Source organism: Paraburkholderia sp. Cpub6, from assembly GCF_014201065.1.
In the GTDB taxonomy this organism is placed as follows: Bacteria; Pseudomonadota; Gammaproteobacteria; order Burkholderiales; family Burkholderiaceae; genus Paraburkholderia; species Paraburkholderia tuberum.
Genome location: NZ_JACHDM010000009.1, coordinates 226736 through 243365 on the forward strand (window position 1 = coordinate 226736; position 16630 = coordinate 243365).

Sequence of the window (16630 nt, forward strand, 5' to 3'; positions counted from 1 at the left end):
TTGCAAGCGTTTGGCATACACAATCTGCCCGATATGGCGGCAAAGCGAGTGCCGGATTCATTGGGGACAGAAAACCGGCGCACCACACACGCGGCGAAATGGGTAGTGTCAGCAGCCGGGCTCCGCCCTTAAGAAGCGGGGCTCACCACCTCGGGGTGAAAAGTGGCAGATATCCAAAGCGCTGCAATTGCCGACCACGCTGGAGAAAGCGCACTGCCCGACCTGTGGCAACGCCGCACCTGCCTGAGCCACGACGAAATGGCGTCGATCTATACGATCGTGCGCCGCGCGCTGACCGGCTACCATCCGTCGGAATTGCAGGCGCTGGGCGAGGACAAGGAAGAACTGATCTCGCAGTTCCTCTATCTCAAGGTGTTCCGCCTCGATACCGCGCCGACGGCATTGCCCACTTTCCCGCTGCACAGCGCGCCTTCGACCAGCCATGCCGTGTGCGCCTATTTCCGCCGCTATCTGATCGACTGTCTGCGCAGCGCGAGCCATCAGCGCAACGTGTCGCTCGACGAAGGCGACGTGATGCTCGAAATCGACCGGCAAACGGCTTTTCATCCCGATCCGATCGGCTCGGTCCTGTTGCAATACGGTCTGCACGAAGCCGAGGTACGCGACTCCGCGTCGCATTTCATCGCTTCGCTCGACGACGCCGACCGCATGCTGCTCGCCGGCAGTCTCGGCTGGCTGTCGAACGAGAAAGGCGGTCTGTCGCAGGTGGCCGCGCGTTACGGCATCGCGTCGTATCACTACCGGGCGCGCAAGCTTGGCGTCACGCTGAAAAAAGGCTCGATACCCGCCGACTTCGCCCGCACGCAAATCGGCCAATGGATCGAGCACAGCCTCGGCATCGACATCTCGCCGGGCAATCGCATCGTCATCCTGCTGGTTCTGGGCATTCTGTCCGCGCAGTCGCACGCGCAGGAATGAGCTCGACAGACCGCGAGCATATGAGAGGTCAACGGTGCAACTTGCCACCGCAAGCCTGACCGACCGGGGCGACCGCCCGCGCAACGAAGATTCGTTCGGCGACTGGTCGAGCGAACGGCTCTACTATTGCGTCGTCGCCGACGGCGCCGGCGGACACGGCGGCGGCGACACCGCCTCGCGCCTCGTCGTCGCTTCGGTGCTGGCGGATTTGCGCTACCTGACCGTTGCCGAATTGCCGCCGACGGGCGACCGGCTGATCAGCGCGCTCACGCATGCCAATGAGAACATCGTCGAAGAACAGTTGCGCGGCAAAGGCAATGAAAAAGACATGCGCTCGACGGCCGTGGTGCTCGCCATCGACCGCGAATGCGCGACGGCCGCGTGGGCCCATTGCGGCGACACCCGCCTCTACTGTTTCCGCCACGGCGAGATCTGCGCGCGCACGCGCGACCACAGCATGGTTCAGCAGATGGTCGACGCGCGGCTGCTCGCCGAGGAGGAGATGCGTCATCATCCGCGCCGCAACGTGCTGTATGCGGCGCTGGGCACGCGCGACGCACTCTCCATTGCGGGCGTCGACGGTACCTTCGCGCTGCATGACGGCGACGCTTTCCTGATCTGCACGGACGGCCTGTGGGAGTACGCCGACGACGCCGGCATCGCCGACGCGCTGGCCCATGCGGCGACACCCGGCGCCTGGCTCGACGCGCTCGCGCAACAGGTGCGCGCGAGCGCCAGCACGAATCACGACAACTTCACGGCGTTCGCGGTGTGGGTCGGCGACGAAGACGCCCAGGCGATGCAATTGATGCCCGGCCCGGCACAGGCGTAACGCAGCGGATCAGCATCGGAACGGGGCTCGCATCATGCCGATCTCGATCATCATTCCCTGTCTGCAGATGGCGGCAACGCTTGGCCGCGCACTGGAAAGCTGTCTGATTCAGCCGGAGGCGGCACAAATCATCGTCGTCGACGATGGCTCGACCGATGCTTCGATCGAAGTCGCGCAACATTACGGCCGCCTCGACGCGCGCGTGGAAGTACTGCGCATGTACGTGAATGGCGGCGTCGCCGCCGCGCGCAACTGGGCCGCGATGCACGCGACCGAGGATCTGCTCGGATTCATCGACGCCGACGACGAATATCTGCCCGGCGCGCTGGCCGCGGCGAGTGGCTATCTGCAGCGTTGTCCGGGCGAGGCATCGGTGCGGCTCGATGTCGACTATGCGGGCTTTCCGCGCGCGATCGTCGAGCATCCCGATTTCGAAAAGTACGCGGCGATCCTCAGCAACACCGTGCCGAGCAGTCTCGTGATCCGGCGGGCGGTGTATCGCGCGCTGGGCGGGTTTCCGCTCGACGCCTTCTTTCGTCGCGTCGGCGGAGAAGACGGCGCGTTTTCGTGGGCATTGAGCAGGCTGTTCGGCAACCGGCGGCTGATCGACGCGAAGCGGGTGCGCCAGCATTACCACCCGGCCATCCACGCTGAACGATTCTTCCGGATTCACCTCGGGATGGAGCAGCCCGTCCATCAGGAGGTCGTCGAAGCATGGCGGCTCTCGCAACGGTTCGTCGCGAGCGCCGAGGCCGCCATCGCGCAACTGCGCGCGCTGCATTCGCCCGCAGGCGCCGCGCCACCCGTCCCGCCCGCTTCGCCCGGCTCCCGCTAGAAGTCACCGCAGCCGTGCTGGGTGTTCGTCAGCAGGCAGCTGTTCAGGTTCGGCTGCGAACGCACCCGCTTCCATTCGACCGCGAGGATGTCCTGTTTCTCGCCAGGCGGCGTCGTGCTGAAGAGCGGCTGGTTCGAGCCGATGCAGATGTTGGTGCCTTGCAGATTGTTTTCGTAGACGAACGTCTGCTCCTGGCTACTGAAAAACGTCTGCAGACCGCTTTGCGCGACCGGATTGGGGATCGGGCCCTGCGGATTCGGGATCTTGCTCTGAAACGGAATCACCGTCAGCGTGCCCGGCACTTCGTTGACGATATAGCCCACGCTGGACGTGAAGTTGGGGTCGATCGGATAGCCGCCCGCCGGTGAAGTCAGAGTGGCCGTGGTCGTCTGCGAGCCGCTCAACGTGCCCGCTGCGGTGTCGCCGTTGATCAGACCGCTCGTCGTGTAGGAGAACGCCGGGTTCGGCGCCCCAACGTAGCGCGTCGCGCCGTCCGCGCTGACCGTGACCGTCGGCCGTGCGACATAGACGAAATGATTGCCGGTGGTGGGCACCGTGCCGCCCCAACTACAGCCCGAGCCAAACAGGCAGCCGTAGAAATTGGGCTGCGCGGTGTTCGGCTGCACGCTGCCGCGTGTCTCGCCGTTCCAGGTGCTGGCCCAGACTCGCCATGCGTTGCCGGCGCCAAGTGTGCCGGAGTTCGCATCGACGAACACGCCGTTCTCCATCACCAGATCGATCGAGCCGCCCGCGCTCAGATTCGTATTCGGAGCCGTCGCGGACGGCGTGCTCGCGCCCAGCCCGATATTGCCGGTCGTAGCGGTCGCGACGAGGCTGCCGGTCAGCGTGGAGTTCGTCCCGCTCATCGGGCTCAACTGGCTCGCGGCGGAGTCGAACGTCTGGCTCGTCAGCGGGCCGATCACGAAGCCATGCGAGTTCGAGAAGTCGACGCTCCCCGCGTTGGCCATCGCCAGCACGCCGACGTCGTTTTGCGGATCGGTCAGCGTGAAGGTACCGGGGCCGGCGAGAATCAGCCCGGCGGCCTGGATGCCGCCGGGGTCCGTGACGGGACCCGCCGACAGCAGCATCAAGGTCTGGCCCGGAGTCGAGATGCCGTAGGTCAGCGCGATCCCTTGACTGCCCGCGCCCGGGTTGGACAGCGTGAGATTGTTCGCGAAGCCCGGACGCGTCGGCACGCAAGGCGAGCCGCCCGATACGCACTGCCCGTCGACGGTGATGCGCCCGGTTTGCGTGCTGGACCCGAGCACGATGCTGGGAATCGACGCGAAGGTCGAGAAAGTCGGGGCGTCGATGCTGAGACCGCCGCCCGTGCCGAGCAGCGTGATCGGCGTCGCGTTCTGAGCGGTGATCGTGAAGCTCGACGGGTCCACCGACGCCGGCATGATCGACAGCACGCCGCCCGGCGACGACAGCGTCGCCTGCGTGATGGCGAGGCTGCTCGCCGTGCCGTCGTTGAATGCGCGCAACACGATCGAAGCGGGATTCGTCGTCGAGATCGTCACGTTGTCGGCGGTGGCATTGGCGACCGCGCTCGTCACGCCGCCGCCGGTGACAATGGAAGTCGGATTGATCAGCCCAAACTCGCTCTGCTCGGTCTCGGGCACCGCAAGGCCGATCGCGACGCCCGGATCGGACGTCGTGGTCGAACCGGCAATGCCGATCGCGGTGGTACGCGTCCCGGTCGCGCTGATTGCGCCATTGGCGATCAGCACGCCATAGTCGTTCTGCAGGTTCGGACTGCTGCCGGCCGGGCCGCTCACCGCGCCGCGGATATCGATCGCCCCGCCGTTGGTCGACGTGATCGTCGTGCCGTCGGTGATCAGCACACCCTGCACGAACGGACCGGTGCCGCTGCCGAACAGGCTCACCGAGCCCGTGCCGGTCGTCACCGATACGGGGGCTGTCTGGATGCAGTCCACGCATAGCGTGTTCTCGAACATCAGCCCGATCACCGAGTCGCCGTTGACCGCGGCTCCCACGCTTTGTCCGGTGAACTCGAGGTTGCCGCTCGTCGACTGGACCGACGACCCATGCATGTCGAGGCCGATGCTGACGTTCATGTTCGACGACACGCTGCCGGCGGCGGAAATGTCGCCGCTGCCGGTGCTCAACGTGGTGCCATAGAAATAGACGCCGTCCGCGAAGGTGCCGCCGGCGGCGGTACCGGTGACATTGCCCGTCACGCCGATCGAGCCGGTCGTGTTGGAGATCGTGGTGTTCTGAGTCTCGACGCCGAAGCCCCCTTGCGCGCTTTGCGCCACGCTGCCGTTGACCGAGATCGCGCCGCCCGAACTGGTGAGCCCGGGCTGCAGCGCGGGACCCTCGCCCACCGTGGCGCCGCCGCTCAGGAACACGCCCATCGCGCTGCTTCCAGAGGAACTGCCGTTCACGCTCAATGCACCGCTCGCCGTGCTGGCAGAACTGCCTGATAGAAACACGCCGATGCCTTGATCCTCGATATTCGAACTGCCGGCGCCGCTGATGGTGAGCGCGCCGCTGCCGGTTTGAATCGTATTGTCACCTTGCGCGATCACGCCGTCGTTGCCTCCGCCGCCGGCGGTAGCCGTGCCGGTGATGCGAAGCGCGCCGCTCGTCGTCGAGAGCGAGCTGGTGCCGTTGATCGCCACACCGTTGGCGTTCGGGCCCAGCGCGACACCCGACAGCGAGAACACGCCGCCCTCCGTGGAAATGGTCGACGAGTCGATGAAAATGCCCGACGACGACGTGATCAGATAGCCAATCGCCACGCCATTGATCGGGAACGTGCCGGTGACCGTCAGATCGCCGCCCGCGGTGTCGATGTTCGAGTTCTGGATCAGGACCGGGCTCGCGCCACCGCTTCCCAACGTCACGCTGCCGCCGTTGGTCTTCACCGTGACGCCCTGGAACGAGACCAGACTGAGCGGACTCGTGCCGCCCACGTTCGCATCGAATACGAGGCCGAGCGGCCCCGCGCTCGACGTGATGGTGTTGTTGACCAGCACCGATCCCGTCGCGCTCAGCTTCAGCGTGGCGGGAAGCGTGCCGGTCGTGAGGTTGAGCGGCGCGTCGACGACGATGTCGCCCGCGCCGAAGTTGGGATCGGTCCCTGTCAGTACCGTCACCGACGTGCCGAGGCTCAGCGGACCGGTGAGCGCCGTGTCCAGGATGAACGTGCTGCCCGTGATCGGCCCGAACGTCATCGTGTTCGAATCGGTTGCGGTCTGCGTTGGGACCGGCGCCGCGGTGACATCCGGCACCTGCGTCACGATGTCGACCTCGAACGGATCGAGCAGCCACCTGCCGCCCTGCCCCTTCGCCGCCGATGCGTCGACGCTCATGCCGGTCGTGTCGAGCGTGTGGCCGGACGTTTCGATCAAGCCGCCGTCGCCGCCCTGCGGCCCGCCCTTCGCGGTCAACGTGCCGTAAATGCGGCTGGCCGTTTCACTGTAAGCCACGACGTTGCCGCCATTGCCGTCGACGAGCGCATCCGCATGGAGGCTGGCGGTCGGCGCCATCCAGATCGCATTGGCATTGCGAACGGAGGGGTCCGCACCCGCCGGGCCGCCGCCGAAGTGGACGGTTCCGCCGCCCGCGGCACCGCTCGCATCGACGTACGCTCCGGCCAGCAGCGCCACGTCGTAGCCGGTCACGTCGATCCTGCCGCCGGTTTGCCCCGCGCTGCCGCTGGCGTCGAGCGTCCCGCTCACCTGTGTCACGCCGTTCGTGCCGCCGTCGAGCAGAATGCGGCCGTCGTGTTCGCTCAGGCTCTGCGCGCGCACGATGCCTTGCTGGTTGATGACGGTGCCCGCCAGCGCGTCGGCCGTCTGTGCGCTCATCACCACGGTGCCGCCGTCGGCGGCCAGCGTGCCGGTATTGCCGATCAGCGCGTGCGCCGCGCCCTGGTTGATCTTCAGGGTGGTCAAACCGTCGCCGGCAAAATCGACGGTGATGTCGTTGCCCGCGCCCAGCGCGACGCGGCCCAGTTTTGCGCTGACCGTGCCGCTATTGCTGACCGTGCCGCCGAGCAACGCGATGGTGCCGCCCTCGGCCGCCGTCAGCGACCCCGCATTGCTGAGCGCCGCCGCGGACGCGCCGACGAAATGGAAGTTGCCGGCGAGGAAATCGGCATTGGAGATATTGAGTGTCGAGGCGATCATCGACCCCACGTTCACCGACGATCCCGGCGCAAAGATCACCCCCGCCGGATTGACGAGAAACACCTTGCCGTTGGCCTGCAGGCGTCCGGCGATCAAGCTGGGGTCGTTGCCCGTCACGCGGTTGAGCAGCGCGGCCGAAGCCGACGGCTGCGAGATCCTGACCGCTTCGCCGCTACCGATCGAAAACGTGTTCCAGTTGACGATCGCATTGGACGAGCCCTGCGTGATGTGCATCTGTCCCGCGCCCGGCGAGTTGATGCTGACCGTGCCGGCCACCACCTGGGCGCCGGTCGGATTCGCGAGCGCGAGCGGCATATACGACGCCGCGAACAACGCGGCGACCGCGCCGGCGATCGTGCTCACATGCCCGGGTCGCACATTGCATCGCTTGTTCATCGCACACCTCGGCACAGATTGCTGCTGCTTGTCGTTTCGTTTCGTTTCGCTGCCTGCTAGAACGTCTTGGTCAGTTGCACATAAAAGCGCGGCAGCCTGTCGTTGCCGGTCGTATCGGGCCCGGTCGTGCGCCATGCGACCGTGCCCTGTAGCGCAATGCCGCCCGGCGCGGCCCAGAACGCGCCGAGACCTGCGCCACTGCGCGTGATCACGTTCGACCCTTGGCCCGGACGCGGCGTGGCGTTGTACCACCCAGTACCGAAGTCGAAGAACGTGAACACGGTCGCCCGCGCATCGATCGCAAAGCGCCCTTCGAGGGTGGCGACGAAACCCTCGTCGACCAGTGCCTCGGACGGCGAATAAGCGCGCACCGCGTGCGGGCCGCCGAGCAGGAAGCGCGACGAACTGTCGAGCGTGGTTCCGGCCCACTGGCCGGACACGCCGGCGAATACGCTGAGCCGCTCGGTGATCGCGTTCAGGCGGTTGGCGAAGAAAGTGGCGCGCACTTCGGTGCCTTGCGTGTCGCGCCCGAGCGGCGAGGCGTCGAGCGCCTCGGCTTGCGCGTTGCGGAAATGCAGACTGCCAATCAACAGCTCGACATCCGCGCTATTGAAGCCGCCGCCGAACAGCGCGTCGCGGCTTTCATAGCTCAGGCCGATACTGCCCTCCACCAGCGATCTGGGATTGTGTTGATCGACGATGCCGACGTTGTCGATCAGGTCGCGATACTCGAAATTGACGCGCCCCAACAGGCTCTGATTGCGTGTGCGCACGAGCGGATGCGTGAGCGTGAAGTCCACCACGGTCGCCTCGCCCTGCGCATCGAGCGACGCGAATTCCTGGCCGAGCGCATAGTTGAGCCGCGACACCGCGACCCCGACGCGCGTACCTTGCGCATTGATCGGCGCTTCGTAGCCGACGCGCCCGTAAAGGGTGTCGCCGCGTTCGCTGCCGAGCAGCCGCAGGTCCAGGTTGTCGCCGATCATGAACGGCGAGTTCAGGCGCGCGAGCGCACCGAGCCGCCAGGTACCGCTGGACTCCGCCCCGAAGTTGTCGACATCGAGCGCAAAGGTCCAGCGTTTGGCCGGCGCGACGTTGACGGTCAGATCGACCGTGCCCGGCTCCTCGCCCGCTTCGATTGCCGAGGAGACCTGAATACCCGGCAGATCGGACAGCAGCAGCATGGTCCGTTCGAGTTCGTGCTGCTGCAGCGGCTTGCCCAACGGAATCTGCGCGACCCGCGCGCGCAACAGATCTTCGCGGATCGGCGTGCCGGCCGCGATGTCGAGCCGCACATGGCCGACGCGCCCTTCAAGCACGCTCATTTCGACGTTGCCGGACGTGACGTCCTGCGGCGGGATCACCACCTGGGCGAGCAGATAGCCGTGATCGCGATAAATCTGCGTGATGCGCGCGGCAATCTCTTCGAGCCCGGCGAAGCTGGTTTGCTTGCCGAGCTTGTCCTGAACGGGCGCAAGCAGCGCGTCGCTGGCGATCGTGTCGTTGCCCTTCAACGTGATGCTCTTCAGCAGGAAGGTCGGGCCGGGCGCCGTCACGGGCGCCGCCGGCGGCGGCACGGCGGGTAACGCCTGAGTGCCGCCCGGCGGCGCCGGCCGGGTCTCGCGCGGCGCCGTCTGGTTCAGGATGCTGCCCGCGTTCGGCAGCGTCTGGCCCCACGCGAGCGCACTACTGCAGGACACCGCCGCGGCGATCAGTCGGAGTCTGTTCATCGGTCTCGGGTCTGTTTGGTTCATCCCTGCTGCTGACGCGCGATGGTCAAACGCCAGCCACCCATCAGATCGAATGGCGCCCAGAAGAACGGATGCGCGAAGCGCGGGGTGTGCAGAACCGCCAGTTGCGCGGTGCGCATCGCGTCGATCGCGTCATGGCCTTGCGCGAGTTGCGCGTAGAAGGTGCGCATCGTCAGCGCGCTCGATTCGTCCGCGACCGGCCACATCGACACGATCAGGCTGGTGGCGCCCGCATAGAAGAACGCGCGCGTGAAGCCGAGAATTTCGTCGCCGCGCGCGATCCGGCCAAGCCCCGTCTCGCAGGCCGACAGCGTGACGAGCGAGACGTTGTTGAGCTTCAGGTTGTAGATGTCTTTCGCCAGCAGCGCGTCCGGGCCGTCGGCCGGCTGCGTCGCGGGCGCGAGCAGGATGCTCGAGTGCAACGGATCGATCGTGTCGGCCTGGGCGTGCGTCGCCACGTGCAGCACGCGTCCGGCGGGCGCGTTGTCGCGAAAGCTCAGGCGCGTGGCATCGCTATGCAGAAACACCTCGTTGCGCGCGAACAGCGGCGCGATGCCCTGCACTTCCGCCTCGGCCCCCGGCAGCGCATAGGCAGGTGTGATGGTCGGATTGCCGAACGCGACCAGATCGCTCGCGATCTTCTGCTGGCGTTGCGCGAGTTGTACCGCGACGCTCGCCGATGGTTCGAGCGCGATCGCATGGCGTTCGATCAGAAAGCCGTTGGCATCGTGCAGCGCCTGAAACGGCAGATAGTGCAGCGCGCCGTGCGGCACGATGATGAGCCGCTCGTTGGCGCGCAAGCCGAGCGGCGCGATCAGCAACGCATCGAGCTTGTCGCCATAGGTCAGCGCGGCCGGTCGCCGACGCACGATCGCATTGCGCAGGTCGGTCACGGCGGCATCCATGTCCGCGCGCGCGATCGGCAAGGTGTGGCCGGTCAGGCCATCGTTGCGCACCACCCAGACGATCAGCTCGTTGGGCAGACTGTGAAATTCGACGATCGCCTCGTTGGGTCGGAGCGCGCCGCGCGTCGCGGCAAGACTCGGCACCTGCCCGTTCAATTGACGGTCGTCGACGCCGGCGTCGACGCGGTTGCGCACGACGTCGAGCAGCGCACGCGCCCGGCTGCGTTCGGACAGGCTCCAGGCGCTCTCGTAGTCGCCGGCTTCGACCGTCAGCGCGATGGCCTCTTCGAATACCGTTTGCGTGTCGCCGAACAGTGCCGTCTTGAACTCGTCGCTGCGAAACCGCGCGCGGATTTTCTCGGAGTCGTCGACGGCCAGCAGGTAGGCTTCGCGCGCATGCGGCTTGTCGCCGAGCGCGAGGTCGGCGCGGCCGATTCCTTCGTGGGCCCACAGGCGGTCGTAGTTGGCGTCGCTGGAATTGCCGCTTTGGCTCAACAGCGCTTCGAACGCGTGTTTCGCATCCTCGGGCTTGCCTTCGGCCAGCAGCAGATTGCCTTCGATACGCCGGTAGGCGGGCGCGAGTTCCGCGGTGGCCGGTGCGCCGACGGCATCGAAGGTTCGGCGCGCGCCAGGCGTATCGCCCTCGGCGAGCTGCGCGTTGATGATCGACATCAGCACCAGCGGTTTGTAACGCGGCGAGGCGGTCGTGAGCGCGTCTTCGTAGGCGGCCAGCGCCTGCTGCGGCTTGCCCCGGCGCAACGCGACATCGCCGAGCACCTTGTTGGCCGGAGCAAAGACCTGCTCGGGCGCCTTCGGCGTCGAAGCGAGCGCATCGCGGGCGTAGCGTTCGGCGTTGTCGAGGTCGCCGGCATAGCTGTAGGCGATCGCGAGATCGCGTTTGGACAGGGCCGCCAGATCCGCATTGTTGGTCTGCCCGGCCACCACCAGGGCGCGCGCCGCGGCATCGACGCTGTCGCGGAAGTCGCCACGCTCGGCGGCCGCGACGGACATGCTGCAATAGTCGTAGGCAGGGAGTTTGACGCGGTCTCGCGACAGCAGCAGACGTCCCTCGGACGTCAACGTGTTGATCGTTTCGGCGTCGCGTTCGCGTTCATCGGCCTGACGAAAGCCGAACGACTCGGGCGCGAGGGCCACGGCGCTCGCGGGCCGCGCCGCGGCGGCGGACGTGCCAGCGGCCAGCGTATTGCCCGCCGCGCCCAGCAGCATCGAGCCCATGACGAGCGCGCCCGTGATCCACGCGGCATCGATCCGGTGCGCCCATGCGACGAGCGCGCGCCGCGAGTCGCGTCGCACGACGCGGTGTCCCATCCCGCTCGATAAGCCTTGGCGCTCGTTCACTTCAACTTCCTGCAAGAAGGCAAAAGGAAGCGGCTGGGATGGAATGCGCGTACAACCCGCAAGCTGCACGCAGCGGTTGACTAACACCGTATAGACGAATCCGGCCGGCCGATTTTGAAACCGGCGGCCGCACGTGGACCACCGCTCAGGCACGCGCGCCCGCCTGATTTCAAAAAATGACCCGCTCATTCGTCTTAAGGACGGACGCGCCTGCGCGTGAGGGTGGCGCTCGCGTGTGCCGGGCTCTGCCGTCGTACCCTCCAGGGAGCCACAGCCGATGAGCAGCCCCGACGACAAAACCGTGATCGTGCAACGGGCGTCCGGACCGGACGGCCAGCAGAACCCCGCCGAAGCGGCGGACGCCGATCGCACAGTCGTCACCCGCCCCGCCGCGCAGGGCTCGAACGCGCAACATGCGCTGCCCGCGGGCACACGGCTCGGCGAGTTCGAGATCGTCGATCTGATTGGCGAAGGCGGCTTCGGTATCGTCTATCTCGCCTACGACACCCAGCTAGGACGTCACGTCGCGCTGAAGGAATACATTCCCGCTGCGCTGGCCTCGCGCGTCGGCGCGGCCGAAGTGTCGGTCCGCTCGGAACGTCATGAAGACACCTTTCGCGCCGGCCTGAAAAGCTTCATCAACGAGGCTCGGCTGCTCGCCCGCTTCGATCATCATTCGCTCGTCAAGGTGTACCGGTTCTGGGAGGCCAACGGCACCGCGTACATGGTGATGCCGTACTACGAGGGCGAGACGCTGCGCGACGGCTTGCGCCGCATGAGTGCCCCACCCGATGAAGCATGGCTGCGCGCCCTGCTCGCGCCGCTGCTCGAAGCACTGGCGGTATTGCATGCGGCGCAGTGCTATCACCGCGACATTGCGCCGGACAACATCATGCTGCTCAAGGGCAGCGGCCGCCCCGTGCTGCTGGACTTCGGCGCGGCGCGGCGCGTGATCGGCGACATGACCCAGGCCTTGACGGTGATCCTGAAGCCCGGCTATGCGCCCGTCGAGCAATATGCCGAAGTGGCGGCCTTGAAACAGGGGCCGTGGACCGATGTGTACGCACTCGCCGCGGTCATCTATTTCGCGATTCAGGGCAAGACACCGCCGCCGTCGGTCGGCAGACTGATGAGCGACACGTATGTGCCGCTCGCCACGGCGGCGGCCGGCCGCTATAGCGAGCGGTTCCTGCGCGCGATCGACCATGCGCTCGCGGTCCGCCCCGAACAGCGCCCGCAAAGCGTTCAGGCGCTGGCGGACGAACTGGGCATTGCCATCGATACGCGAGATGACGCCGCTGCGGCGATCGAACCTACGACTCGCGCTTCCGTCGAGACAGCGGATACCAATGCGCCGCGAACAACGACGGCCGCGACAGTCGAGGCGAAGCACAAAGAGCCAGGCACAGCGGCCGTTCCTGCGCCTGGCGGTAGTCAAAAGAAACGCACGGGCTTGATCGCAGCAGGTGCCGTTTGCGTCGTGGCGCTCGCGGCGGTCGGTACGTGGTTTGCCATGCGTTCGCCACCGGCCGCGAGCCCGGCTGTCACGGCAAGCACGGATGCGCGCGACACGGCTGCGCCGACGCCTGGCAATGCCGCTCAAAGCCCGGCAGCCGTTGCTGCTGTTGCCCCGGTTGCTCCTGCCTCGCTCGCCACGGTTGCCGCGCCCGCCACACCACCCGCGCAGGCCGACAACCTCGCGCCCTTCACCCCCGCGAGCGAACTCGAGCGAATCGTGACGCTGGCCGATCCATCGATTCAGATCACCGCCACACCGCGCAGCACGTCCGCCACGATCGGCAAGGATTATCTGCAGTTCAAACTCGACAGCAACCGCGCGGGCTACGTGTATGTGTTCATGGTCGATCCGGACGGTCAGTACCTGATGCTGTTTCCGAACGGACTCGATCGCAACAACCGGATCGCCGCCGGTCAGACGCTGTCGTTGCCGCGCGCCAGCTGGCCGATGCTGGCGGGCAACCCGCCTGGTCCCAACCACTTTCTGACGCTGGTGTCGACGACGCCGCGCGATTTTTCCGACGGAGGATTGAAGTCCGCGGCGCCGTTCCAGTCATTCCCCGCTGATGCCCAGCAGCAAGCGGCCCCGCGTCGCAGCCCGCGCTACTCGCCGTTCGCGGGCAAGCCGCGTTGCCCGGCAGGCACGGCGGATTGCGCCGGCGCGTTCGGCGCCGCCACGTTCACCATCGATGCCGTCAAGCCGCCAGGCTAGCGCGCGCGACGTTCGCGATGGTCCGCAAGGAGGCCGCATGCAACGGGCTCAGCTTCTCCTGCTTGCGCTGACAGCCACGCTCGCGGCTTGCGCGAGCAACACGCCCGCGACCAGCGTCATCCTGGGGGAGACGAGCCATACCGCGACATCGCCGGTCGAGCAGGCGGCGCCGACGGCGCAAGCATCGCCACCCGCGCCGCCGACGATGCCTGGGCCGACACCGGCTCCCGTAACGACACATGCGACGGTCTCGGGCACGTCCACCGGCTCGAATAACCCGCGTCCCAAGGCTGCGTTGAGCGGCGGCTTCGCCACGCGCCACGCTTACTACGAGCCGATCGCTTTCGCCGACCTGCCCGGGTGGGACACGGACGACGTCACCGCGTCATGGGAAGCGTTTCGCCGCAGCTGCACCGTGCTCGGCGCGCGCAGCGGCTGGTCGGAACCGTGCAATGCCGCGCGAGCGGTGGACGTTGGCGACGTCGCGGCGATCCGGCGATTCTTCGAAACGTATTTCAACGCGTACCAGATCCGCAATCCCGACCGCTCGCTCGACGGTACGATGACCGGCTACTACGAGCCGCTGCTCAATGGCAGCCAGCAGTACGGCGGCGCCTATCTTTATCCGGTCTATGGCACGCCGGCCGACATGCTCTACATCGACGCGCGGCGTCTGCCGGACCGCGCGCGAGGTGACGTGAGCGCGGCTCGCATCGATGGACGTAACGTGATCCCGCTCAGCGATACGACGAGTGGCGACCTCAAAGGCGTCTACGCGCTGGACCTGCGCGATAGCGTGCCGGATATCCGCGACAAGAAGATTCGACTGCGGCTCGATGGCGGGCGCATCGTGCCGTACTACACGCGCGCCGAGATCGAGCGCGGCGCACTTAAGGCGCCGATCCTCGCCTATGTCGACGACCCCGTGATGTTGTACTCGATGCAGCTGCAAGGCGCGGGCAAGGTCCGCATGAGCGACGGCTCGATTCGCCGCTTCGCCTATGCGGAACAGAACGGCCGGCCGTTCCTGCCGCCGCTCGCGCACAGCGGCAACGCGACGGCCGGGGCGCGCAAGCTCGTCGTGCGCGGCATGGAGATCGAGGTCGACATCAGCGACGACGGCGCGCCCGCTACGAGCAACGAAGGCAACGCGGCGCCCGCCGACGGTGACGATGGCGAACCCACGTCGCCGTTGCTGCGCGGTTTCACCCTGGCGACGACCACGCCGAAACCTCATCCCGTGTATGCGGTTTCGGATCCGAGCTATGTGTTCTTTCGTGTGATCCCTGATTCGCCGAACGGTCCGCTGGGCGCGTTGGGCGTGCCGTTGTCCGCGGGCCGCTCGGTGGCCGTCGATCCGCGCACCACGCCGCTCGGCGCGCCGGTATTCGTGTCCACGCGTGACGACCCACAGGCACCCGGCGCGATCAACCGCCTGATGCTCGCGCAGGACTCGGGCGGTGCGATTCAGGGCGCCGTCAGAGCCGACTACTTCTACGGCTTCGGTCAAACCGCGCAGACCCAGGCGAGCCACACCAAAGAGCGGCTGCGCATGTGGGTGCTGCTGCCCAAGGGATTGCGCATCGCCGCGCAGCAGACGTCGTTGAAAACGCGCGGCGGCGGGCCTGCCGCGTCTGATGCGGATTGTCTGGTCAGCGATCCGGTGCTGTGTGTGGACGATGCGCCGTAGACGTCTGGCGGAAAGTGGGCGACGGCTCGCCCGGGGGCATGAAATTTGCGGGAGCCGCGTCAACGCATCCAGACAAGGAGACCGACATGGACACGCGGCAAATCGAAGAGCTCCGTCCCACACAAATGACCCACGGCGCGCGGGAGGTCCGCGAAAAAGCCCGCCAATACCGGTCCCTGAGCAGCCATGACCTGGAGATGGCCATCGCCGAAAAGCCGATACCGGTCGTCTGCGGACCCAACGGCATACCGTTCGCGATCGATCATCACCATGTGGCGGCGGCGCTGTGGCAGGTGGGCGTGCGCTCGGTTCCGGTCGTGCTGGTGCGGGATCTTTCGTCGTACACGTGGGCATCGTTCTGGCTCAGCATGGAAAACCAACGATGGACCTTTCCGTATGACGCGCAAGGCGTGCGCCGGCCGTTTGCCGAATTGGCGGAGCACGTGTGGGAAATGAAGGACGATGAATACCGAAGCCTCGCGGCAGCGGTCCGCGATGCCGGCGGCTATGAAAAAACCAGTGTCCCGCTGGAAGAATTTCGCTGGGCCGACTTCTTTCGCGCGACGTTGCCGCGGCCCGATAGCGACGAGAAGTTCACAGCTTTGCTCAAGGAAGCCTTGCGGCTGGCCAGGAGCGACTCTGCATTGGGGCTACCGGGCTATCTCGGTCGCACGGATTGAGTCGGCGGCCCGCTTAATCGTGGGCCGCACTGCCCGCCGGCACTAGAAACTGATCCATCAACGAGATCTTCAACGGCTTGTCCGCATCGAGCTTCTTCTTCCCGTTCACATACTTCCAACCATCCCCGCTACCCGGATTGCGATAGAACGCGACGACCGCCACATAGTTCGTGTCGGCCCGCATCGGCTGCGACAGGCTTGCCGACGCACCGGGATTCAGCACCGATGCCATGCTCGCCTGCAAGTCCTGCGCGAGCACCGTGCGGTCGTTCTTCAGCAGATCCCCTCGTACGACGCCCCATCGAACATCTTGCGGTCCTTCAGCTGATACACGCGCACCGCGACCGATGTCGCACGACCAGCATCGTCGGGGTTCAGCGCTTCGCGCGCGGACAGATCGATGTCGAGTACCTTGATCTGCTTGAAAAACACCGCGTGATAAGCGCTCGACGACGCGTCCGATACGGATTGCCAGGCGCCGCATGCCGACAGCAGCGCGACGGACGCAACGGAGACGTTCATGGGTCTTTACGGCGACGATTCAGATTTATTCGCGAATTCGCCGGTCGATTCGACTGCGACATTTGTTCACAGTTGCTCGGCGAGTAACTCGCTATAGTGGGCAAGGTCGATCACGCCTCGTGTTCGAGGCTTTTTTCCTTGCTGCCCCGTTAGCAAGCGATCACGTGGTCAGTGTGCCGTCCGCCGCATTCATCCGCGCGGGCCGTTCGTGAGGATTGGGACTATCGGTCTGAGTCGGCAGTCTCAAGAGTCAAGTGCAACGTTTAGCTAATCCGGCCTTCTCTAACTCTTTAGCCATTGCTTCCTCGGGGGAGTCCCAGCCGAGCGTCTG

9 protein-coding genes and 1 pseudogene are annotated in these 16630 nt (G+C 66.2%); 6 read left to right on the forward strand and 4 right to left on the reverse strand.

What is annotated here, in order from left to right; all coding sequences use genetic code 11:
- The first annotated feature begins 162 nt into the window (after window positions 1–162).
- From HDG33_RS18235 to HDG33_RS18245, 3 genes are read left to right on the forward strand one after another with little or no spacing between them, the layout of a single operon-like run.
- Window positions 163–939: a hypothetical protein gene (locus tag HDG33_RS18235; protein WP_184031831.1), complete on the forward strand. Its 777-nt coding sequence runs from the start codon at window positions 163–165 to the stop codon at window positions 937–939.
- A 34-nt stretch (window positions 940–973) separates the two neighbouring features.
- Entirely contained in the window at window positions 974–1771 is a 798-nt protein-coding gene (locus tag HDG33_RS18240) for a protein phosphatase 2C domain-containing protein (protein WP_184031832.1), read from the forward strand.
- Window positions 1772–1805: 34 nt separating this feature from the next.
- Window positions 1806–2606, forward strand: coding sequence for a glycosyltransferase family A protein (locus HDG33_RS18245; RefSeq protein ID WP_221311451.1), 801 nt, complete (start codon window positions 1806–1808; stop codon window positions 2604–2606).
- Here HDG33_RS18245 and HDG33_RS18250 read toward each other — a convergent pair.
- From HDG33_RS18250 to HDG33_RS18260, 3 genes are read right to left on the reverse strand one after another with little or no spacing between them, the layout of a single operon-like run.
- On the reverse strand, window positions 2603–7162 hold the full coding sequence (locus HDG33_RS18250; RefSeq protein WP_184031834.1) for an S-layer family protein: 4560 nt from the start codon (window positions 7160–7162) through the stop codon (window positions 2603–2605). The two genes, HDG33_RS18245 and HDG33_RS18250, sit on opposite strands and share 4 nt — an antisense overlap.
- A gap of 56 nt (window positions 7163–7218) precedes the next feature.
- Window positions 7219–8892 (reverse strand): ShlB/FhaC/HecB family hemolysin secretion/activation protein, encoded by a 1674-nt coding sequence (locus HDG33_RS18255; RefSeq protein ID WP_184031836.1) that lies wholly within the window; start codon window positions 8890–8892, stop codon window positions 7219–7221.
- 20 nt (window positions 8893–8912) lie between these two features.
- Window positions 8913–11177 carry a CHAT domain-containing protein gene (locus HDG33_RS18260; RefSeq protein ID WP_311548338.1) on the reverse strand — a complete coding sequence of 755 codons (2265 nt, stop codon included), beginning with the start codon at window positions 11175–11177 and terminating at the stop codon, window positions 8913–8915.
- Window positions 11178–11454: 277 nt separating this feature from the next.
- Between HDG33_RS18260 and HDG33_RS18265 the strand changes: the two genes are divergently transcribed.
- The 3 genes from HDG33_RS18265 (at window position 11455) to HDG33_RS18275 (ending at window position 15777) form a co-directional block, all read left to right on the forward strand.
- On the forward strand, window positions 11455–13407 hold the full coding sequence (locus HDG33_RS18265; protein WP_184031838.1) for a serine/threonine-protein kinase: 1953 nt from the start codon (window positions 11455–11457) through the stop codon (window positions 13405–13407).
- A 37-nt stretch (window positions 13408–13444) separates the two neighbouring features.
- Window positions 13445–15097 carry a murein transglycosylase A gene (locus HDG33_RS18270; RefSeq protein WP_184031840.1) on the forward strand — a complete coding sequence of 551 codons (1653 nt, stop codon included), beginning with the start codon at window positions 13445–13447 and terminating at the stop codon, window positions 15095–15097.
- An 86-nt stretch (window positions 15098–15183) separates the two neighbouring features.
- A complete protein-coding gene (locus HDG33_RS18275) occupies window positions 15184–15777 on the forward strand; it encodes a ParB-like protein (protein WP_184031842.1) in 594 nt (197 codons plus the stop codon).
- A gap of 13 nt (window positions 15778–15790) precedes the next feature.
- Here the strand turns inward: HDG33_RS18275 and tssJ are convergent.
- Window positions 15791–16299: pseudogene (tssJ, locus tag HDG33_RS18280) on the reverse strand (type VI secretion system lipoprotein TssJ).
- Between the last annotated feature and the right edge of the window lie 331 nt (window positions 16300–16630).

Coding starts and splice junctions, on each gene's coding strand:
- HDG33_RS18245 (WP_221311451.1), top strand. CDS start 1,806: ATGCCGATCTCGATCATCATTCCCTGTCTGCAGATGGCGGCAACGCTT.
- HDG33_RS18250 (WP_184031834.1), bottom strand. CDS start 7,162: ATGAACAAGCGATGCAATGTGCGACCCGGGCATGTGAGCACGATCGCC.
- HDG33_RS18255 (WP_184031836.1), bottom strand. CDS start 8,892: ATGAACAGACTCCGACTGATCGCCGCGGCGGTGTCCTGCAGTAGTGCG.
- HDG33_RS18265 (WP_184031838.1), top strand. CDS start 11,455: ATGAGCAGCCCCGACGACAAAACCGTGATCGTGCAACGGGCGTCCGGA.
- HDG33_RS18270 (WP_184031840.1), top strand. CDS start 13,445: ATGCAACGGGCTCAGCTTCTCCTGCTTGCGCTGACAGCCACGCTCGCG.
- HDG33_RS18275 (WP_184031842.1), top strand. CDS start 15,184: ATGGACACGCGGCAAATCGAAGAGCTCCGTCCCACACAAATGACCCAC.